Genomic DNA, 19,419 nt, shown 5'->3' on the forward strand with positions numbered 1-19,419 from the left:
CCGTTTTTTCCAGTGGATTTGGATGTGAACTTGTGTTATTTCCGGGACTTGATGACCTTTGGTAGTATCGATTACCTAATTAACCACCATAGATGGATTACTTAAGTAGAGCAACTATACCATTTGATTCAGATAGCTCGGAACAGTTGATGATGGAGTGGACTTGGCTTATTGGAGAAGATAAGCGACTCGTCCTTGTTTCGGTCATTGGAGACGTGTTTGTGACTGACAAGCATGAAAAGATATTCTGGCTTGATACCGGGGTGGGTAAACTTGAACAAGTAGCAGAAAGCCGCCACGATTTTTTCGAGAAACTAGAAGACCATGATCAGGTCGGAGATTGGTTAATGATGGATCTAGTAGACGAGTTGCTGGCTTCTGGTAAACTTTTAGGAGTTGGGCAAGTTTACTCATATATTATGTCTCCTATTATCGGAGGAGAATATGCAGTTCATAATTTTATACCCCTTGACTTGGAAGCCCATCTTGATTTTACAGGTCAATTTCACCGACAAATTAGCACCCTGCCAAATGGAACGCGAGTGCGAATCAAATTTGAAAATAAGAGCTAAAAATGACACTTAAGATTATATTGCGTTTCTATGCTTTTCATTTACGAAGAAATTAACTTCTCAGTTGGCGAAGACACATTTGTAAGAAGTGGGATTGATGCCTCTAAGACAGTTGTGTTCGATGATAATGAGGAAACAGGATACTTTTACGCTATCAGCCGGGAAAACGGCATGGAAGTACTTGATGCGCTTCATATCTATGATGTTGCAAGTGTTGTGGATAAGCATGTTCCGTCAGTGTTGAAGATACTTTGGACGGAAGACGAATCGACTGTGTTTCTGTCGATCAATGACTATTACCATGCCGTTTTTGATTTTCGGAATCAGGCGGGATATTGTAGGAATGCTTTTCCAGGCCCCAGAAGTCCTTGGACAGAAGTAAAAGAGCGGGAGTTAACGGATCAATTGATTGAAAGGTTGATAATCGATCGTATCTAGGGCGAAGTATTTGAAAAAGAGCAAAGAGCATGGGTTATAAATTGGTTTGTCTGGATTGCCAAAAAGCGTTTAATCTCGAATCCGATTTCGTGGAGCGAGCCAAACAGTCGGAAAAGTGTCCGGAGTGCGGTCAGGTGGCTATTCGCTACCTGCACAGGTTTCGACCACCTAAAAAATCGGATGACAAAGCATGGGAGGTGGTTCGGTTTCTTTACGAAAATGGCTTTGCGTACCATCGTCATATCACGAATGCTGACCGTAGCGGCTACGAAAAATATCCCGAGACGATGAGAGAAGCTCGCGAGTTTGTGGAAAGAATGAAATTTCAAAACCCTCTTTGAAACCATGCAGCGTGGTATTTACGAGCAGTTGATCAACAAACTGGTGGCGGCTCAACTCCAGCAGTTGGATCAGCAGCAGTTTTATGTAAAACAACACGACATTGATAAGGCCGAGGCGGCCCGCCTGCTTGGACAATACCTGGGCAACGTGGTAAGGTATGCGCTGAGCCTGCTTTCGGGCGACGATGCGGTAGAGAAGCAGATCGCGCTATCGAACAAAATAATCCGGCTGCTACAAGCAGAACTCGCCAACCAGGACTTTGAAGAGGATTTGATTGCCGTTGAGGGTAAAATACTGGCCGCCGTACTGTCCAAAATCGATTTCGGGGTGGCGGATCTGGACAAACACCTCAAACACATTACGCCCTATTCGAGGCTGTCGCACAGTGAGCTTTTTACCGGTAATAATTCGGGGATATCGCTCGAAAGTGAGATAAAGAAAGAAATCCTATCGGCCGACAGGGTGAGTTTTCTGGTGTCGTTCATCAAATGGACGGGCATCCGGATTTTTGAACGCGAACTGGCTGAGTTTACCGCCCGCGGTGGGGAGCTGCGGATCATCACCACCTCGTACATGGGGGCTACCGACCTCAAGGCCGTTGCGTACCTGTCTACCCTGCCCAATACGCAGATCAAGGTTTCGTACAATACCGACAACGAACGCCTCCATGCCAAAGCGTACCTGTTTTATAGGAACACGGGCTTTCATACGGGGTATATCGGGTCGTCGAACTTGTCGCGCTCGGCCCTGACCAACGGCCTGGAATGGAACCTGAAAATTACTACCCAGGAGGTGGGGCAAATTATCGATAAGTTTCAAAAGACCTTCGACACCTATTGGCAGGACAAGGACTTTGAACTCTTCGATCCCACTCGCGACACCGAAAAGCTGCGGGTGGCGCTTAAAGGCGAGCGGCGCGCAGATTATAGCGGTGCGGCGGCGTACTTTGACTTGAAGCCTTTTCCGTACCAAAGCGAAATACTGGAACGGCTGGCTACCGAACGGACAGTGCACCACCGCTACCGGAATTTGCTTGTGGCGGCCACCGGTACGGGCAAAACCGTGATTTCGGCCTTTGACTTTAGCCGGTACCAACGTAGTAAGCCCTCGGCGAGGCTGCTTTATGTAGCCCATCGGAAAGAAATATTGCAGCATGCCAGGGCCACTTTCCAGGGTGTGCTCAAGGATGCCAATTTTGGAGAGCTTTGGGTGGATGGCCTGGAACCGGAGCGGTACGATGTGGTGTTTGCCTCCATCCAAACGCTGGGCAACCGGCTTCCGTTGCTGGATTTGTCGGCGACGTTCTATGACTTTATCATTGTTGACGAGGTGCACCACATTGCTGCGGCGAGCTACCGGCCTGTGTTGGCGCGTTTTGAGCCCGAAATTGTACTCGGCCTTACCGCTACGCCCGAGCGGATGGACGGGGAGGATATTCTGAAGGATTTTTGTGATACCGTAGCCGCCGAGATTCGCCTGCCCGAGGCCCTCAACCGGAAGCTGTTGTGTCCGTTCCAATATTTTGGTATTACGGATAACGTGGATCTATCGGCCGTGACCTGGCGAAACGGCAAATATGTACCCGGCGAGCTCACGCGCCTTTATACGCAAAACGATGTAAGGGTTAATCATATCCTGACCAACCTGCAAAAGTACCTGAACGATATGGGCGAGGTACGGGCGCTGTGCTTTTGTGTAACGCAGGAGCATGCGCAGTACATGGCCGAAAAATTTGTACTGGCCGGGTTGAAAGCCGACTATCTGGTGAGTGCCAACAATCACCAGCGCGACGAGCTTCGTGGGCAATTCAGGCGGAGGGAGATTAACTACCTCTTTGTGGTGGATATTTTCAACGAGGGTGTGGATATACCCGAAATTGACGTGGTGCTGTTTTTACGGCCTACCGAAAGCTTAACGGTGTTTTTACAGCAATTGGGCCGTGGCCTGCGCCTGGCCGACGGAAAAGACTGCCTCACGGTGCTGGATTTTGTAGGGAACTCGCGTCCGGAATACGATTTTGAAGGGAAGTTTAGGGCGCTGATCGGCAAAACCAACTCGCCGGTGCAGAAGGAGATCGAGGACGATTTTCCGCATTTGCCATTGGGCTGCTCCATTGTGTTGGAAAAAAAGGCAAAGGAGTATGTGTTGAACAACATCCGCTCGGCTACTTCGGTAAACCGGAGCCAACTCATCAACAAAATCCAGTCGTTTGGGCATCAAACGCACCTGCCGCTCAACCTCAAAAACTTCTGCCGGTTTTATCACCTTCCGTTGCAATTGATTTACAAACGAGGCGGATGGAAACGCCTGTGCGCCATGGCTGGTAAGGTGGAGGAGTTTGCCGATGTGAACGAGAAGGAGATTATCCGCGCTATTGGCCGCAAATGGCTGAGCTGCTCGTCGATCACGTATTTTGAGTGGATTCGGAAACTGGCCCGGCGCAATTTTCAGGTCAATTGGCCAGAACTGACTGAGGCGGAAAAGCAGATGTGCTTGATGCTGCATTACGGAAGAAAGCATCCGGACTATTGGACGTAATGCGATACTGAACCAGGAAATTGTGGAGGTGATGGATATGTTGATTGACGGCATCGACTATCTGGAGCTGGAGGTGAATTTGCCTTACTCGCTACCGCTAAAGGTGCACAGCCGCTACACCCGCGAGCAGATGCTGGCCGGGTTTGGGTTTAGTACGTTTGAGCAGAAGAGTAACATCAGAGAGGGCGTGGCGGTGTTGAAGGAGAAAAACACGGAACTGCTGTTTATTACACTCAACAAATCGGAGAAAGACTTTTCACCTACCACGCTGTACGACGACTTTGCCATTAGTGAAACACTTTTCCATTGGCAAAGCCAGAACGCCGTACGTCCGGAAAGCGGCAAGGGGAAGTCGTACATCCACCACGAAAGGGAAGGCAAGCGGATACTACTTTTTGTAAGGGAGCGTAGCGAGGACGAATTTGGCAATGCGATGGGCATGGTGTTTTTGGGTGAAGCCCGCTTGGTAAAGTACTACGGAAGCAAACCCATGAGCATCACCTGGGAGCTGGTGGAGCCCATTCCGCATTATCTGTGGAAGGAATCGGCTAAGATGGCGGTGGGGTGAAGTTAAGGTAGAAACAGCTTTAGTTTGATAGCAATTAAGTTCTTTGAATAAGACTATTAGACTGGAAGACTTGGGTTCTGTATGAGCCAATTGTCACCGCAGGCTGTATCGGTAGCCTGGAGTTACATCGATGGGTAGTTAGAGGGATGATTGGAGATATGCGTCTATAAATTTGCCTATAAGATGGTCGCGATGTATTTGGGCCCGGATGATGAAATACAACGATATCAAGCAGATGAGTAAATGACAATAAATACTTAATTAATACATTAGATAATCTATAATGAATACACCATTAGACGAGCAACGCGAGTTGGTTGTTGCTAAATTTTTTAATCAATACTTAGAGCCATTTTTTGTTCGGGAATTGCGAGAGACCCCGCGTACATGCCATTTGGCAAAGAGTATGTTGCTTTTTGCAGCCTTAGATTTTTACGGTAAGATATACAGGACTGGGCTGGAGGGCTTTCCCAAAAAGAAAAATGGAGAAAGAGACTATAATAGTTTCAATAATAGTGAAAAAAACTATATATATTTTGTGAAAAATTTTTTCCCTATAGAGCAAAGTTGCAAAGGAATTATTCTATATAGGGTTTTTAGATGTGGGATTATGCATCAAATAGTGCCTAAGGGGGCAGGAGTTAGTTTTATAGAAAGTTGTAATGAAATGTTCATAAACCAATCTCTTTCAAACGGTCAAAATATTCCAGTTCTCAACCTTTATGTTTTAGAGAAGATTGTTGTAGAGTCAATTTATTTATTTAGATCCTTTTTGTTAAAGGATAAGAGTGATGATTTTGTGAATCAGATTTCAAATGAACTGATTTATAAGTATGATGGATTTGGAGATTTTGAAAAATTAAATGGGGCGATAAGATCAACACCAGAACTAAATAATTCTATTGTAGATAAATGCAATAATAACGAAGATATTTTCTAAGCAGGAAATTAAAATTTTTCACTAGATAATATAACAACACTCTCTCTTAGATCGGTCACATTTGGACTATGTTTTGTTTTGCGTTTTTTTACATATCGAAGCACACCTATTTCTTTTAGATACCAGCCACACTTTGAAGCAATGTCACCAATAATTAGATCTACAGGTACCTCTAAATCAGCATATGCAGAATTGGAAACGACAAGCCATACCTCACTATTCTTTGCACATTTTCCTCTTAAAATGGTAAGAATATTCTGAATATCTTCAAAGTAGGCTTGCACCATAAGCAGAATGTCTTTATGCATGAGTTTATCCTTATTTTCATTAAAGTATGCCATTGTCTGGTGATACAATGCCCCAAAATTATTTCGCTTAGGAGCGACCCATTTTGCTTGAATATGAGAACGAACTGTCTCTAATCGTAGGTTATACAATGCTTGCTTGCTTTCTATGAATTTCCCTAAAAACAGCTCGGGTCTATAGATGTCTGTATAGTCAAACGTATTCAAATAGGGAGGGGAAGTAATGCATAATTTGAAGTTGTTCACGCTATTTGATTGACGTAAAATATTTCTACAATCTCCCGAATGTATTATGGGCTCTATCTCAATTGGGTCTGCCTGAATATCCGACCTTATTTTTGATAAATTTTGTACTAGAGACTCGGTAAACGAATATTCGTCAAAGCCGTTACTCTTCCAGCTACTCCTATACCTTAAACATTTCCCGTCGCGCTTTGCATTGCAATTCTGCATAGCCGATGATATCAAAGCTAACTGTAACAGTTCTCGCGTACTGCGATTATCAATTGAGTGCGAAAACTGCCATCCGGCTTCGAAAGAATTAAGAACGGAGTCATTAAACAACCATTTTTCAAGATGATCCATTTGTGAGAATGTCGAAAATCCAACAAGCGGCGACTTGGTTCCCTTTATCGTAGATTCAAACAGTTTTCCCTCAATGCTATCTATAATATCTATTTGAGAGTTTCTAACCTTTACTTTAGACAAAAATGAAGTGAATGGGTTGACTTCGATTCCAACGGATTGTAACCCCAATATTGATGAGGTTAAGGTTGTTGTTCCACTTCCGTTAAAAGGATCGAGTATAAGATCGCCTTTTTTTATTTCAACTTGTTCAATGGCCTTTTCCACTAGATAAGGAGAGAATCCTTCCTTATAATAGTACCACCTATGCCTCGGTAAATCACTAGAATCTTCGTAGTTTGAGTAACCCCTATCACGTAAGCTAAAATTGTTATTCAGTTTATTTTGCATTTGATTTGTGGAACTACTATTACCAAAATTTGAGATACTTGTTTTTTAACTGTTAGTTCTATATTTCTATTATCCGTATAAAGGTTCCATGAAAAATCGTAATGGCTTCGCAAAATCTCTTCTGATGTTTTCATATTGAGGATTGTATTGTATCTCCTGACGATCGTAATCTAGTACCTGACTTTTGTTAATAGACTCGGTTGCAGTGGTACAGCCTTTTCTCCGAGCATCAAAGATAACCAAGTATCCTTGTGTTGTATAAGTGGGAGCTTGCTGTATGTTTCCATCTAAATATGAGGCTAGTTGACTGGCTCCGTCCAGTGCTCTACTTTCAAAAAACTGCTTGGTGAATTGCTTTTTTCTTGAGGCCAGTGACTTTCCTAACCACTTTATTTCTATTAGGGCTAATCTATTAGCAAGCGCCCAAGTTACTTTTATATCGACGGGATGAGAACGATCTACTACTTGCTCGGGTCGGACTTCAGTATTTCTCAAACTAATTTTTAAATATTGAGTCAGTGAGTCTCTCAGTCGATGTTCGGGACTAGCTTTTAAAAATATACGTTTTTCGTCAAACCAAACTCTTCTTAGGATTTCACAGTCGGAGTGCCTGGCTACTTTTGACTTATAATAGTCGAGTGCCGAGTTTAGTTCTCTGAATGTTTGTACTGCGAAATAGCTGTCCGCTCCAGGTATCGGTATTAATTTTGATTTATCATTTTTTCCATAGATACATTCCTCGGCCAAATGCTTTTCAAAAGTATAAACTAAACTATTTACTCTAATCGACTCCACATCGGGTGAATATCCAATAGCTGCGTTGATTTCCCCGGTGAGAATAAGTTCTAGAGTGATTTCTTCACCGTTTAATGGCGTCAAATTCTCCAAAGAATAAATAGTTAAAGGATTTGCCCCGAGATTTGATAGGGAAAGATTCTTTGTTAAAGGAAGATAGATTGTAACTTTATTAAAGCTTACATAATCTAAATATTTGTATATATTCGTTATTGAATCAGTAAAAAATACCAAGTAGTCATCAGAATAGTCACTCAGTAATATTGTTGAAAATTGTATTTGAGCAATTTTCTTAAAAAAATTGATCTGAGACTGATCGGTGATCATAATTGTGTATTTTTTTTTCTTAGAGATTCAATCCAAACTAGTGCCGGTGCCATTAAGCTCTCGTATTGATCTGAGAGCGCAATTTTTAGTAAGGCAAATTGAGTATAGAGAACTCCAGTTGCAGGGTTACTGTCATCTAATAGTAATTTATTAATAGGTGAACTTCTAGCAGATACAACCACCGGATCGTTTATTATAGCCTCTTTTATTACCCCATATGGGAAAACAGATAGACTATGGCAAGCAATATTTAAATATTTGCATCTCCAATTTAGTAACTCCAGCGTAACGTAAAAGTTTAGATTCGATTTTCCTTTTTCCGTTATCTTATAGTAGTCTCTATCTGTTTCTATGATTGATTCATTTGACAGAAGTATTTCTATTCCGTTAAGTATGTCAGCGCTGTATGGACTTCCAAGACTACTTTTAATAAAGGAGTAGTTCCATTTCGTTGCTGTTTGGCCGTCATATAATGAAAGTAAGCAACCTAAGTATGAAAAGAATTGGATCTCTGAGAGCGAAAAGTCCCCAATTTTTGATTGAAGCCTCTCACCAATAAAGAGGGTATCTATGATAGCTTCGGGTTTACTCATTACTAAATAGATTGTAGCTTTGATTCTATGAGGGTATATGCTTCTTCTATTCTTTCGACTTCTTGTTGTTGTACCTCAGATAAAATAGTCCAATTGGTCATACGTTCTATTTTCATCTTGTCTCCTCGACATATCGATGCTAGTTCCAATAAAAGCTGCGAGCTATTAATATTGGCCGTCATAATAAGCTTATGTTTTTCTTTCGCAAAATCCGCCAACATTTTCCCAGCTCGGCTTTCATACGCAATATCAAGAGAACCCTCCGGAGTATCTATCAAAAATGTGGCCGATTCGGTACCCAATTCTATAAGCGCCATCCTCAGGGCAATATCTATAAAGTATCTTTGACTTTCGGAGAGCTTGAATGAGTCTTGTCTCCTTGAGTCCTCAATATGAAGCGATAAATTTGTTCCTTTTGTCGAAGCTGAAAGTTCGATGGAAACGTCTAGACCTAGAAAACTCCTGGCATAATCATTGAAAATTGGAATAAATATAGATTCCGCATTTATGTAGCCTTGGTTCAGGTCTTTCTCTAACTTCTGCAACTCTTTTCGTGCTAAACTTCTTTTGTACGAACTCTCATCTTTTTGGGTTGTGTATCTTGCTATTTGTTCTTCATAGCTTCTGGTTAATTCAGAATAATCGACGGTTTTTCTTATCCTGCTTATTTTTCGAATCTCATTCTCATTTTCCCTTTCTATTTCTCTGATTCTATCATTAATATACTTGCTCTTCTCAAGTTTTTCTGTTTGTTCTTCTAAAAGTCTGGTTTTTCTATTTTGAATACTCGTAATTTCTTTTGAGAAACTAGATAGTTCGCTGTCTATTTTAGATAATTTTTTAAAGTATTCATCATTCGATTTATTCTCAGACTCCTGATTTTTAAGTTTCGTTAATGCATTTATTAGGTCTTGTATCAAATCTTCGTAGTTTTTTGAAGAATATATCCTTACTTTTAGGTCATAAAGTATCTTAATTATTTCCGTATTTTTTTCAAGTGGAACCTCTTCTGTTAAGGAATTAGAGAATAATATTTCATATTCACCACGAAGAGTTGATGACTTTAAAAGAAAATCTGAAATAGCCAAATCACAGTCTTTTATTTCTAACATCAATCGATCAATTACTTTATCTATTTCATCAACTTCTTCTGATAGAGATTTATGTTCTTCGTAAAGTTTTAATTCATTGGGATCTAAATCGCTATCATGAGATATTGACTTTAGAATGTTATTTAGCTCATTTCTAGTTTTGGTTATTTGCCACTGAAGATTTCGGAAGGTAGAGTCAAATTTGTTGTACTCTTTTCTGTGTTTGTCCGCGAGTTTAGCTTTTTCAGAATCTACCCCAAAGAATAGATATAGAACCCTTTCTATAAGGCTTTCGTCCCAGAATAAAAGTTGGTGAGTTTCGTCAAATGTCAGAACAAAAGTTTGGATGAATACAAACTGGTCGAATTGAGAAAGTTGAATGTCCTTTGTGAAATGCTCCTTGTATACTTCGTTTAAGTCTAACTCTATCTCATTGAAGTTTATAATTTCTCCAGTACTTTCATCTAATTTTGAGAATGACCTTAGTTGATCTGGTTCAAAGAACCCTCTAGTAATTCGATACCTGTTTAACCCAATTAAGAATTCAATTGACACTTCTGCTGATTCATAATTTTCTTCAGAAATTCTACCGTCGAAATAAATCGAAGCAAACCCTTTGCTTTGGTTGTAGAATTTTGGAATCTCATTGTACCATGTAAATTTTCTTGAAGGATTTTTTACAATACCGGTTAGGCAGTAATTGATTATTGTTATAAATGTAGATTTTCCGAGTCCATTAGCGCCGGCTAAACAATATACTTCTTTTGTTAAATCAATTTCAATTAGGTCTACTTTTTTATATAGACTAAAGTTTTTTATTTCAACTTTTTCGATCGTAGGTAGAATGAATTTTTTCAACTTATTGGCTTTTGATGGTTTTGGTTAAAGTTGATAATTCTAGCTTCAATATTGTTAGTAGTTTGATCGGTATAGAATACCATGCGTTTTGCAGATATAGTTCTATATTGAGAAAATATAACTTATTCATGGTATACTTCTAGGGAGAAGTAATGTGAATATCTGCTGTTTTTGCCTTTTTATTGGCAGATTTGAAACCTGGAGGGGTAGGACGGATTTATTTAGTATATTGGTGTTCAAGAGAATTCGGTTCAATAATTGTTGGTTTTCAAACATATTCTATGCAAAGTACTTATTGTCATTTAATAGAAGCAGAAGTTAAGCCCCCGCGTGAGGGATAGCAGCGGAAAGCCCACAGCGAGGAACGAGCGAGGACTTGCAGCATAACCGAGTGGCGAAGCAACCTTATGTTGCTTTGGCGCGAAGGTTACTAGCGCAGCTAGCCCGGCCCGTAGGGGCACGCCCAAATATTACTTGAGTTCCGCTAATCGCTCTACCCGAGCTATTATTTCATCCTTCTCTTTCAACATGCGCTCATACTCTTTGAGCATACGCTCATAAAGCGACATCTTCTCCTCGTGAAGTTGGATAAGCTTTTCTACCGGGTTGTAATTGATGGTGCCGTAGTTGATGGAATTGCCTGTAGCGCTATCTTTGCTATTAAACGTATTCGCAATAACGTTGACGGCGTTTTCTTCATCAAAGTTCTGAATGGCTTCGGCGGGGATTTTGAGGATGGCTGCGAGCTGATCGAGTATGGGTCGGTCGATGGTTTCTTTTTGCTCGAGGAGTGATACTTTCTGCTGGTTCCAGTCCTCACCGAGCTCCCATGCGAGTGCCTCCTGCTTGAGGTTGAGCATCTCGCGGAAGCGCTTCAGGTTGCGGCCCTGGTGGATTGTATGGTTTGGCATAGTATTGAAATTTAAGGGATACCAAATATAAATTATTCCGGGGAGATTCGGAAGAGGGGTTGCCACGAAGAGCACGAATTTCTTTAGTGAATTCGTGGCGGCCTACCACCTATACCCCGGTAAAATACCGGATACACACCTGGTGAAACACCGGGCTGGGAAGTGGTGTACCGGCGGACGCATGCCGTGCTTTGACCTAAAAAAAGCAGCACATGGAAACGATCAAAGAAGGTCAGGCGAAGGTACGCACGCTCAAGGTGTACGACAAGATTTTTACCCGCGGCGGCAATGTGGCGTATGGGCGTCATCAGGTGGTTTACCCCGAAATCAGGCTCATGGGGCAGTGGCTGGCCGATTGCGGTTTTGGACCGGGGCAGCATATAGAAGTGGTGCAGGAGGAGGGCCGGCTTACGATCAGGAAGGTGGAGAGGTAGCCACAAAGGACACGAATTTTGGTTATTCACGGTTCTGTAATGACGTACCGGTAGCCTCGCGGTAAATTGGTGGCTGAAAAATTGGGGCCACGGATGCACGAATTTTTGACTTTTTATCCGCAGGTGTCCGTCCGTTGTTGTGAATTCATGGCGTTATTGTTTATCTTGGTCAGGTCAATGCTATACTTTACAGACTATCTTCTCCGGCTCTATGGAATTGATCCTGAAGGAAGAAGCCTATCGCATTATTGGTGTTTGCATGGAGATCCATCGCCATCTTGGGGCGGGGTTCCTCGAAATCGTTTATAAGGATGCACTGGAGTATGAGTTCCGGTGCAGAGGTATGGTCTATGAAAGGGAGAAGGAATATTTTGTGCACTACAAGGGGATTGTGCTGCCGCACCGGTTTTATGCCGACTTCGTGGTGGAAGGTGAAATTATACTGGAGGTGAAAGGGAAATCGGGTATTGCGGATGAGCATATCGCGCAGGCGATCAATTACCTGAGAGTGTCGGGGAATAAGCTGGCGTTGGTAGTGAACTTCGGAGAGGAAAAGTTGACTTATAAGCGGGTGGTGCTTTGAGGACGGGCAGCCACGAAGGGCACGAATTCAAATTTTAGCTGATGCATTTATTCGTGAATTCGTGGCTAATTTTTTGAGCCGTTAGCAGCCACGAAGGGCACGAATTCAAATTTTAGCTGATGCATTTATTCGTGAATTCGCGGCTAATTCTTTGAGTCGTTAGCAGCCACGAAAGGCACGAATTAAAATTTTAACTGATGTATTTATTCGCGAATTCTCGACTAATTCTTTGAGTCGTTAACAGCCACGAAGGGCACGAATTAAAATTTTAGCTGATGCATTTATTCGTGAATTCGTGGCTAATTATTTGAGTCGTTAGCAGCCACGAAGGGCACGAATTCAAATTTTAGCTGATGCGTTTATTCGTGAATTCGTGGCTAATTCTTTGAGTCGTTAGCAGCCACGAAGGGCGCGAATTCAAATTTTAGCTAATGTATTTATTCGTGAATTTGTGGCTAGCTGCCGGATTTTGCCGATCAATCTCTGTTCTAATTCGTTTTCTTTGACGGTTTCGGTCAGGCCGGGAAACCCGAGGTTGTAATCGGTTGTAAGGTAGGTGTTTCCTGGTATAAATGTGGAACCGGAATTACCTTAATTGATTTAAGTCACGAAGTCATGAAAGAAACTCGGACCCTTTTACCGCTCCTCCGTCAGCCGCTTCAACCGCTCGAGTTGCTCGTCTTTTTCCCTGAGCATGCGTTCGTACAGCTCCATTTTTTCTTCGTGCAGCTTCGAGATCCATTCGATGGGGTTGTTGAAGGTAGGCCTGACGTTGATGGCCGATGAGGCGCCTTTGAAATCGCTGAAGGTATTGCCTATAATATTCACGGTTTTTTCCTGGTCAAAGGTTTGCAATGGGTTCACGGGGACGTTTAATAAGGCTAAAATCTGCTGAAGGGGAGTGGCTTCGGATGCTTCGGCGGGCCGGGAGAGGGAAATTTTCTGCCCGTCGCGCGCGGTGGTTTGATTTGGCATCGTATCAGGATTTGGTACGGAGCAAATCTACGTCGTTTACGAGGTGGTAAAAAAATGAATGGGGCGGTAAATTACCGGGCGTTGTATTGTGGGGCCACGAAGGGCACGAATGTAGTTGGGTTTTATTCGTGCCCTTCGTGGCAAAAAAATATCGCTAATGCACGAATTGCACAGGTTTTATTCGTGAATTCGTGGCGTAGTCGGTACGTAGATGCGTGGCGCTTCTTCATCACACCCATCTCCCCGCAAATACCTTGGTATCATAATTGATCCGGATGCGGCCGTTTTGCTGGTAGCGGTCGAAGAGGGCTTTCAGGTCGGCGGACATGGCCATGTAGCCGGGTTCGTTTTTGGCGGGCATGTAGGACGAGGATAACAGGCGGCCTTCCAGTCCGTTAAAGTCAAAGTCCTGGTGGTTAGGGAAAACGGTCAGCGTCACGGCGGCAGGACTGAAAAACGCCTCGATTTTGTCCAGGTCGATGTTCCGGTGATCTACCTGCACGTAGTCTTTGCCGTGCCGGATGATCAGTTGATCGTATTCCTGCTCAAACGCACTGGTGGTAAGCCGTTCGTTCCAGATCAGGGCCACCAGGCCGCCCGGTTTCAGGATACGGGTGAACTCCTGCCGGGTTTTGTCGCGGTCGAACCAGTGGAAGGCCTGGCCGGCAATTAGGGCGTCGATGCTTCCGGTGGCGAGGCCGGTATGCTCCGCCGTGCCGTCAACTGCCGTAAAACGCGGTTCGCTGCCGAGCAGGTCCTGCGATTTTTCACGCATTTCCTTGTTGGGCTCCACGCCGATGACGCGGTAGCCGTTTTTGAGAAACAGCTCGGACGAAATGCCTGTACCCGAGCCGACGTCGGCAAGCAGGTTGCCGGAACTAAGGCCGTATTGTTTTTCAAGGAAACCGACAATTTCTCCGGGATAACCGGGACGGTAGGTCACGTAGTCGTCGACACGGTTGCTGAAACGGGTGGTATTTTGCTGCTCCATAAATCAAATATACCGATTTTCGGGCGAATGCGCGCTATCTGAGCAGGTAAAAGCGGGTGACAGGCCAGGTCAAAACCCTGCTATGGCCTCTTTCATACGTTTTATCCTGCCGGCCCAGATCCTGGACAAGAAGAAAACCTGGACCGAGACGATCACCATACCGAGTGCGAGCAGCCCGTACCGGTGTGCATCAAGGTCCATAACGGAAATAAAAAAGAACCACAACCCGGCAGCGCTCAATACCCGCAGCGTTACCGACACAAACGCATAGGTTTTCATCCCGGAAAGGCGGTTTGTCAGCGCCTGCCGGATGTTGCTGCCGGTGATGCCGCGCCTGGCGATCAGGTACCCGGCCACGTTATGCCCGATTACCAGCAACAGCACGCCGACGAGCAGCAGGTTGGCGTATAGCGGCTTGCGGTCGCCGTCGAAAAAATCGTAATACACCAGGAGGAAAAGTGAGAACGCAACGGTCTCAAAAAGCAGTTGCCGGCGGATCTCTTTCAGTACCGGGTGGGCGCTTTCTTTCAGGATCGACGTTAACTCTGCGTCGTTTTTCTGCGGGGTGGCGATGTTATGCCAGGCTGATTTTAAAGGATCATTTTCCATGAGTCAGTGTTTTAAAAGTTGCTGGATTTTTTGTTTGATGCGGTTGAGCTTCACACCTACATGGTTTTCGCTGATACCGGAAATTTCCGCGATTTCGTGGTAGGAGAGGTCTTCCAGGTAAAGGGTGATCAGCGCTTTGTCGGCGTCGTTTAACTTCCGGAGGGCCCCGAACAGACGCTCGCGCCGGTCATGCGATTCGGGTGGTTCCTCCAGTGCGTCGGGTAAGGCGGCGGTGTAACGGATATCCGGCCGTTTTTTGCGGAAGGCCGAGATAGCCGTACTGAGGGCGATCCGGTACATCCAGGTGCTGAACGCGGCCTTTTCCCGGAAGGACGGCAGTGATTTCCATAGTTGAAAGACGATTTCCTGGAAGAGGTCTTCCCGGTCCTCCGGGGAATCGCGGTAAAGTCGGGAAATCTTGTGGATAATGCCCTGGTGCTCGTTGATGAGGCGTACGAATTGCGCTTCTTCCATGGCTAGTGTTTCAGGAATTGGTGTTGCCCCCTTATTTCCGCTTCCGGGTCGGTAATGCGACTTTTTCCGCCTGACATAAAAATAAGGCTTACCGGCGCGTTTTTACAGGAAAACGTCATTTTGTTTTCCGGGTAAGTTTCAAAAGGGAGGCTAAAGAACCGAAAGCGTGTCTGAAACCCCGGGTTGATCTTTTGCATAAGTGATTGTTTGCCGGGTTAGTTGCAGCGCATGGAAAAAACTTACACAACGGAAGGAATTTTTTGGAGGGACATATTGCAGCAGATCCTTCGACTCCCGAAAAGTCGACTCAAAGTCGCCGCTACCATTGACAACAGTAGGGTTAACAACAAGTTTGGCGCCACTCCACCCGGAGGGTCATCCCGACCGCAGTGGAGGGATCTCCCGCTCCCCAATCCCTTTCCGAGGGCTTTTTTCTTGCAACAGGAGATCCTTCGACTCCGCTGCGCTCCGCTCAGGATGACCGTCCGGGTGTAGCCTCCGGCTACCATTGACTTCCATTGACAACATCTATTTGTCATCTCCCCTGCAACGTGTTTTCGCAAAAAACTTCTTTCTCAGGATAACCCTCCGGCCAGTGCTATCCGGACGTGCCACTTGCACGGCGCCTGAGACCGTCAAAAGTATTTTATCCCTGTATATCAATTCAACAAAAAAATATATAGTCTCGTAACACACCTGCACTTTACTACACCGAATACCCCCAACAAAACCGACACAATTCGTGCATTCTGTACAACAAACTTACAGATACCTGATGGAACGCATGGCTTCTATTGAATGGGTATCCAAATATAAGCCTTCGACAGGCTCAGGCGCCGTCCGGACGGCACCGTCCGGATGGCGCCTGCCGGATGGCGGGTGAGCCCGTCGAACCCCTTTAACACAATCTGCCGGATGTCTGATCCTCAACCAGGTCAAAAGCTAAGCGTTGTTTATTTAAATCAAAGCACCAAACGTGCTTCAATGGAATTCGTGGCCACCCGCTATCTTCTATTTTTTCCACATATAAATTGCCACATCTCCCGGATCAACGGCGAGCGTGCTGGTATAGGCGCCGGCAGGAACGAGCGTGCCGTCTTTTTGTACTTTTCTGACATCATCTTCAGCCACCAGCGTCAGCTTCATCGGTTGCTGGTAGTCACGGTTTACAATGACCAGGAAGGTGTCGTTCCCTTTTTCCATCAGCGAGACCACCGCCCCCCCGCCGGTGGTTTCCAGTACTTTGATTTTTGGCGGAAGCGCAGCCATGCGCCTGGTGCCCTGCGGGATTTTGTCGCCGGTATGCCATACCGAAAGGACTTTACTGCCCACAAATACGCCTGCCAGTGACTGTATCTCCTGGTTGATCGTTTTGACGTGCTCATAGGTGTCGGTGCGTTTACCGTCGGCGGTGATCGGTGCGTGGTGAAAGTCCCATACATCTGTAACAGGCGTCCAGTAGGTAAAGTACTGAACCGTCTGCGCCCCGTACGCCAGGATGCTGTAGACCTGGAATTTCATCTCGGCAAGCGTCGGAATCGCATAGTCATGAAAGGCCACTGCAAGTGAAAACGCCCAGAGGTCGCGCCCCGATTTCCGGGCAATGTCGGCGACGATTTCCATGTTCTCGTAATAATCCCTGGTACTGACCCGGTTTTTCATCAAAGGGTAATGGTCAAATGAGATAAAGGGCAAGGGCACCTCTTTTACAAAGGTTTCCACGTATTCGCGATAGGTTTCGGTACCGAGCTGCTCCTTGCTGGCATAGGTCGGAAACAGGTTGATATAGCAAAATTTGGACTTGTCGACGCTCCGGATCCGTTTTGCCCATTCGCCCAGTTCGGGGAAGTCCTTCCGCGAAGGTTCGTCCCTGAGGTAGTAGCCGGCCACCGCCGGGTGGTTCATCAGGCGTTTCACGGTTTTCTCCGGCTCGCTCTTAAGCTCCGGACAGGCGACTACGAGCTGCACACCCGTCTTTTTGCCAATTTCGAGCGCTTTTTCTACGGCAGCCAGGTCGGGGTAGTGCACGAAATTGAGCGAGATTCCGGCCTCCTTCAACTCCCTGAACCGCGCTTCGGAGGTTTCTTCCGCAGGAACGCCCATCCAGGCAAGTACAGGCAGGGGCTTGCCGGCCGGAAGTTTGTCCTGGCTTAGGGCCCGGGTGAATAATAAAGTGAGGAGTACGATGACAAGCGAATATCTCATAAAGGAAAGGGATTGAGAAACAGGTAATTTACCTGTTAATACGGTAAAGGTTGGAGGGAGTACCTCTCCGAACCATCTCCTCTGCTTTTTCCTACTTCCATCCGCCACCTCCTAGTGGTAAAATTCCCGAATAAAATTGTAATTACATAAGGGTTTTGCGCTGGGCTATGTGTCTGATAGGAAAACGCCAAAAAAGGCACATTTCTCAATTCCCGGATATACTATGGCAGAAGAAAACAGGGACAAGCGATCTGCCGGCAAAAGTGAACACTTGGCCGGGGAGCGGCCGGTTTCGGGTAATGAGCCGCCTGCGGTTGATAACGAACGTTTTATCAGGCATGCTTTCGGCCAGGACCCAAAGCTGGGCTGTGAGCTGCTGTTCAGGAACTACTACGCGGCGCTCTGCAGCCATGCCGTGCGGTTCCTGGCGTCACCTGCCATCGCCGAGGACCTGGTGGCCGAGGTTTTCTGCGACTTTTACGAAGAAAATATATTCAGGGATATCAATACTTCTTACCGGTCTTACCTGTACAAGACCGTCCGGCACCGGGCTTTTAATTACCTGCGACAGGCGTTGCGCCGGGACACGGGCCTCGAGGAGGTTTATTACCGCAGTACGCCCGAAAGTCAGCAGCCCGATGCAATGGCCCATTACGAGGAATTGCGCCGCGACGTTGAAGCCGCCATCCAGGGCCTGCCCCTGCACAGGAGAAAGATTTACCTGATGAACCGCTTTGAAGGAAAAAAGTACCAGGAAATTGCCGAAGAGCTGAGCATTTCGGTTCGTACCGTGGAAGTACAGATTCGCCAGGCGAGTCACCACCTGAGAGATGTATTAAGGGAAAAATGGGGGAGCAACAGCCATGAAGATTACTTTTAGCAAACAGCGCATTTTTGATTATTTCGACGGAAAGGTAACGCCCCTGGAAGCAAAGCAGGTAGAAGAGTGGCTGGAAAACCAGGAAAACGAGGAGCGGTTTTACGCCTGGCTCCACGAATGGGAGTTGGAACGTTTACAGTATACACCTGACCCGGTCCGGGGGATCGGGAAGCTCAGGAGTTTTCTGGATAAAAAGGAGCGCACCCCTACGTCGGTAACGCAGGCGACAGCCCCGCCCCAAAGGAGCCGGCTTCCGGGAAGAGTGCGGATGGGGTACTGGGCGGCGGCGTGTGCGGCCGTGGCGATACTCCTCCTGGCGGTTACCGCGCCGTTTTATCGTAAGCTAGCCAATGTAACCTATACAACCGGTTACGGTGAAACAAGGTCGCTGCTCCTTTCCGACGGAAGCTCGGTGGTGCTGAACGCCAATACTTCTCTTCAGGTACCCCGGTTCGGCTTCGGAAACGATACCAGGGAGGTGGTCCTGCAAGGCGAAGCATTGTTTTCGGTGGCCCACCTGGACAAGGACCGGAAGTTTGTGGTAAAAACGCTGAATGCGGCGGAAGTGGTGGTGCTCGGTACCGAATTCAGCGTGTTTGCGCGTTCCCGAGGCACCCGTGTGAAGCTGAACAAAGGCAAAGTAGAGTTACGGTACCGCGGGGCAGACCAGCGGTTCAACCAGGTGGTGCTGGCCCCGGGCGACCAGGTGACACTCGACGCAAAAGGAGGGATGGTATTGGACGAGGTGGCGCAGGCCGAGCCTTCAGGCAACTGGGCGGCCCGACAGTTCAGGTTCGAAAAAACGCCTCTTTCTGAAATCCTGCACATGTTATCCGAAAATTATGACCTGACGGTAAGCCTGGAAAAGGATGAGCTGGGGGAGCTGTCGCTGACCGGTACGTATGAGGCCAACCGGGGGGAAGAGCTCCTACTGACCATAGCCGAAGTGCTGGACCTGGACGTGAAAAAGGAGAAAGACAAATACAAGCTGGTTCCTAAACCCGAATAAACCAAT

The 19,419-nt window shown here is 45.8% G+C and carries 22 protein-coding genes; 10 read left to right on the plus strand and 12 right to left on the minus strand.

Annotated elements, in window-relative coordinates:
* Positions 1–92 precede the first annotated feature (92 nt).
* The 6 genes from ABD852_RS08555 to ABD852_RS08580 all read left to right on the plus strand — a co-directional run bounded on the left by ABD852_RS08555 (position 93) and on the right by ABD852_RS08580 (position 5,398).
* Entirely contained in the window at positions 93–572 is a 480-nt protein-coding gene (locus ABD852_RS08555) for a T6SS immunity protein Tdi1 domain-containing protein (protein ID WP_345027890.1), read from the plus strand.
* A gap of 30 nt (positions 573–602) precedes the next feature.
* Complete coding sequence (locus tag ABD852_RS08560) at positions 603–1,010, plus strand: DUF2251 domain-containing protein (protein ID WP_345027891.1); 408 nt, start codon at positions 603–605, stop codon at positions 1,008–1,010.
* A 29-nt stretch (positions 1,011–1,039) separates the two neighbouring features.
* Entirely contained in the window at positions 1,040–1,351 is a 312-nt protein-coding gene (locus tag ABD852_RS08565; RefSeq protein ID WP_345027892.1) for a hypothetical protein, read from the plus strand.
* 4 nt (positions 1,352–1,355) lie between these two features.
* Positions 1,356–3,890 carry a DEAD/DEAH box helicase family protein gene (locus ABD852_RS08570; RefSeq protein ID WP_345027893.1) on the plus strand — a complete coding sequence of 845 codons (2,535 nt, stop codon included), beginning with the start codon at positions 1,356–1,358 and terminating at the stop codon, positions 3,888–3,890.
* A 31-nt stretch (positions 3,891–3,921) separates the two neighbouring features.
* Entirely contained in the window at positions 3,922–4,458 is a 537-nt protein-coding gene (locus ABD852_RS08575; protein WP_345027894.1) for a DUF3427 domain-containing protein, read from the plus strand.
* 283 nt (positions 4,459–4,741) lie between these two features.
* Entirely contained in the window at positions 4,742–5,398 is a 657-nt protein-coding gene (locus ABD852_RS08580; protein ID WP_345027895.1) for a hypothetical protein, read from the plus strand.
* A gap of 8 nt (positions 5,399–5,406) precedes the next feature.
* Here the strand turns inward: ABD852_RS08580 and ABD852_RS08585 are convergent, their stop codons facing one another.
* The 5 genes from ABD852_RS08585 to ABD852_RS08605 form a co-directional block, all read right to left on the minus strand.
* Positions 5,407–6,678 carry a DNA methyltransferase gene (locus ABD852_RS08585; protein ID WP_345027897.1) on the minus strand — a complete coding sequence of 424 codons (1,272 nt, stop codon included), beginning with the start codon at positions 6,676–6,678 and terminating at the stop codon, positions 5,407–5,409.
* 69 nt (positions 6,679–6,747) lie between these two features.
* Positions 6,748–7,800, minus strand: coding sequence for a hypothetical protein (locus tag ABD852_RS08590; protein ID WP_345027899.1), 1,053 nt, complete (start codon positions 7,798–7,800; stop codon positions 6,748–6,750).
* Positions 7,797–8,393 carry a hypothetical protein gene (locus tag ABD852_RS08595; RefSeq protein WP_345027900.1) on the minus strand — a complete coding sequence of 199 codons (597 nt, stop codon included), beginning with the start codon at positions 8,391–8,393 and terminating at the stop codon, positions 7,797–7,799. Before ABD852_RS08595 ends, ABD852_RS08590 begins: the two co-directional genes overlap by 4 nt.
* Positions 8,394–8,395: 2 nt before the next feature.
* Entirely contained in the window at positions 8,396–10,342 is a 1,947-nt protein-coding gene (locus tag ABD852_RS08600; protein ID WP_345027901.1) for an AAA family ATPase, read from the minus strand.
* A 470-nt stretch (positions 10,343–10,812) separates the two neighbouring features.
* On the minus strand, positions 10,813–11,253 hold the full coding sequence (locus ABD852_RS08605) for an XRE family transcriptional regulator (RefSeq protein WP_345027903.1): 441 nt from the start codon (positions 11,251–11,253) through the stop codon (positions 10,813–10,815).
* Between the two features lie 212 nt (positions 11,254–11,465).
* Here ABD852_RS08605 and ABD852_RS08610 point away from each other — a divergent pair, with 212 nt between their 5' ends.
* Together ABD852_RS08610 and ABD852_RS08615 are read left to right on the plus strand one after the other, a co-directional pair.
* Positions 11,466–11,687 carry a SymE family type I addiction module toxin gene (locus ABD852_RS08610; protein WP_345027904.1) on the plus strand — a complete coding sequence of 74 codons (222 nt, stop codon included), beginning with the start codon at positions 11,466–11,468 and terminating at the stop codon, positions 11,685–11,687.
* 211 nt (positions 11,688–11,898) lie between these two features.
* Positions 11,899–12,270: a GxxExxY protein gene (locus ABD852_RS08615; RefSeq protein WP_345027906.1), complete on the plus strand. Its 372-nt coding sequence runs from the start codon at positions 11,899–11,901 to the stop codon at positions 12,268–12,270.
* Positions 12,271–12,906: 636 nt separating this feature from the next.
* On the opposite strand, the gene ABD852_RS08620 is transcribed toward ABD852_RS08615, so the two are convergent.
* From ABD852_RS08620 to ABD852_RS08650, 7 genes are all read right to left on the minus strand, one after another.
* Complete coding sequence (locus tag ABD852_RS08620) at positions 12,907–13,245, minus strand: XRE family transcriptional regulator (protein WP_345027907.1); 339 nt, start codon at positions 13,243–13,245, stop codon at positions 12,907–12,909.
* 229 nt (positions 13,246–13,474) lie between these two features.
* A complete protein-coding gene (locus ABD852_RS08625; protein WP_345027909.1) occupies positions 13,475–14,236 on the minus strand; it encodes a class I SAM-dependent methyltransferase in 762 nt (253 codons plus the stop codon).
* Between the two features lie 69 nt (positions 14,237–14,305).
* Positions 14,306–14,845, minus strand: coding sequence for a hypothetical protein (locus ABD852_RS08630; RefSeq protein WP_345027910.1), 540 nt, complete (start codon positions 14,843–14,845; stop codon positions 14,306–14,308).
* A 3-nt stretch (positions 14,846–14,848) separates the two neighbouring features.
* Positions 14,849–15,319, minus strand: a complete 471-nt coding sequence (locus ABD852_RS08635; RefSeq protein WP_345027911.1) for an RNA polymerase sigma factor — start codon at positions 15,317–15,319, stop codon at positions 14,849–14,851.
* A 2-nt stretch (positions 15,320–15,321) separates the two neighbouring features.
* Complete coding sequence (locus ABD852_RS08640; RefSeq protein WP_345027912.1) at positions 15,322–15,516, minus strand: hypothetical protein; 195 nt, start codon at positions 15,514–15,516, stop codon at positions 15,322–15,324.
* Between the two features lie 178 nt (positions 15,517–15,694).
* Positions 15,695–15,838 (minus strand): hypothetical protein, encoded by a 144-nt coding sequence (locus tag ABD852_RS08645; protein ID WP_345027914.1) that lies wholly within the window; start codon positions 15,836–15,838, stop codon positions 15,695–15,697.
* A 492-nt stretch (positions 15,839–16,330) separates the two neighbouring features.
* On the minus strand, positions 16,331–17,524 hold the full coding sequence (locus ABD852_RS08650) for a beta-galactosidase (protein ID WP_345027916.1): 1,194 nt from the start codon (positions 17,522–17,524) through the stop codon (positions 16,331–16,333).
* 223 nt (positions 17,525–17,747) lie between these two features.
* Between ABD852_RS08650 and ABD852_RS08655 the strand changes: the two genes are divergently transcribed.
* Positions 17,748–18,404 carry an RNA polymerase sigma-70 factor gene (locus tag ABD852_RS08655; protein ID WP_345027917.1) on the plus strand — a complete coding sequence of 219 codons (657 nt, stop codon included), beginning with the start codon at positions 17,748–17,750 and terminating at the stop codon, positions 18,402–18,404.
* Entirely contained in the window at positions 18,388–19,413 is a 1,026-nt protein-coding gene (locus tag ABD852_RS08660) for a FecR family protein (protein WP_345027918.1), read from the plus strand. Before ABD852_RS08655 ends, ABD852_RS08660 begins: the two co-directional genes overlap by 17 nt.
* Positions 19,414–19,419 lie beyond the last annotated feature (6 nt).

The organism is Ravibacter arvi, assembly GCF_039540405.1.
Lineage (GTDB): Bacteria > Bacteroidota > Bacteroidia > Cytophagales > Spirosomataceae > Ravibacter > Ravibacter arvi.

Bases quoted from the DNA above. Each gene is read 5' to 3' on its own strand.
- ABD852_RS08555 (WP_345027890.1), top strand. From the start codon at position 93: ATGGATTACTTAAGTAGAGCAACTATACCATTTGATTCAGATAGCTCG.
- ABD852_RS08560 (WP_345027891.1), top strand. From the start codon at position 603: ATGCTTTTCATTTACGAAGAAATTAACTTCTCAGTTGGCGAAGACACA.
- ABD852_RS08565 (WP_345027892.1), top strand. From the start codon at position 1,040: ATGGGTTATAAATTGGTTTGTCTGGATTGCCAAAAAGCGTTTAATCTC.
- ABD852_RS08570 (WP_345027893.1), top strand. From the start codon at position 1,356: ATGCAGCGTGGTATTTACGAGCAGTTGATCAACAAACTGGTGGCGGCT.
- ABD852_RS08575 (WP_345027894.1), top strand. From the start codon at position 3,922: ATGGATATGTTGATTGACGGCATCGACTATCTGGAGCTGGAGGTGAAT.
- ABD852_RS08580 (WP_345027895.1), top strand. From the start codon at position 4,742: ATGAATACACCATTAGACGAGCAACGCGAGTTGGTTGTTGCTAAATTT.
- ABD852_RS08585 (WP_345027897.1), bottom strand. From the start codon at position 6,678: ATGCAAAATAAACTGAATAACAATTTTAGCTTACGTGATAGGGGTTAC.
- ABD852_RS08590 (WP_345027899.1), bottom strand. From the start codon at position 7,800: ATGATCACCGATCAGTCTCAGATCAATTTTTTTAAGAAAATTGCTCAA.
- ABD852_RS08595 (WP_345027900.1), bottom strand. From the start codon at position 8,393: ATGAGTAAACCCGAAGCTATCATAGATACCCTCTTTATTGGTGAGAGG.
- ABD852_RS08605 (WP_345027903.1), bottom strand. From the start codon at position 11,253: ATGCCAAACCATACAATCCACCAGGGCCGCAACCTGAAGCGCTTCCGC.
- ABD852_RS08610 (WP_345027904.1), top strand. From the start codon at position 11,466: ATGGAAACGATCAAAGAAGGTCAGGCGAAGGTACGCACGCTCAAGGTG.
- ABD852_RS08615 (WP_345027906.1), top strand. From the start codon at position 11,899: ATGGAATTGATCCTGAAGGAAGAAGCCTATCGCATTATTGGTGTTTGC.
- ABD852_RS08620 (WP_345027907.1), bottom strand. From the start codon at position 13,245: ATGCCAAATCAAACCACCGCGCGCGACGGGCAGAAAATTTCCCTCTCC.
- ABD852_RS08625 (WP_345027909.1), bottom strand. From the start codon at position 14,236: ATGGAGCAGCAAAATACCACCCGTTTCAGCAACCGTGTCGACGACTAC.
- ABD852_RS08630 (WP_345027910.1), bottom strand. From the start codon at position 14,845: ATGGAAAATGATCCTTTAAAATCAGCCTGGCATAACATCGCCACCCCG.
- ABD852_RS08635 (WP_345027911.1), bottom strand. From the start codon at position 15,319: ATGGAAGAAGCGCAATTCGTACGCCTCATCAACGAGCACCAGGGCATT.
- ABD852_RS08640 (WP_345027912.1), bottom strand. From the start codon at position 15,516: ATGCAAAAGATCAACCCGGGGTTTCAGACACGCTTTCGGTTCTTTAGC.
- ABD852_RS08645 (WP_345027914.1), bottom strand. From the start codon at position 15,838: ATGGAAGTCAATGGTAGCCGGAGGCTACACCCGGACGGTCATCCTGAG.
- ABD852_RS08650 (WP_345027916.1), bottom strand. From the start codon at position 17,524: ATGAGATATTCGCTTGTCATCGTACTCCTCACTTTATTATTCACCCGG.
- ABD852_RS08655 (WP_345027917.1), top strand. From the start codon at position 17,748: ATGGCAGAAGAAAACAGGGACAAGCGATCTGCCGGCAAAAGTGAACAC.
- ABD852_RS08660 (WP_345027918.1), top strand. From the start codon at position 18,388: ATGAAGATTACTTTTAGCAAACAGCGCATTTTTGATTATTTCGACGGA.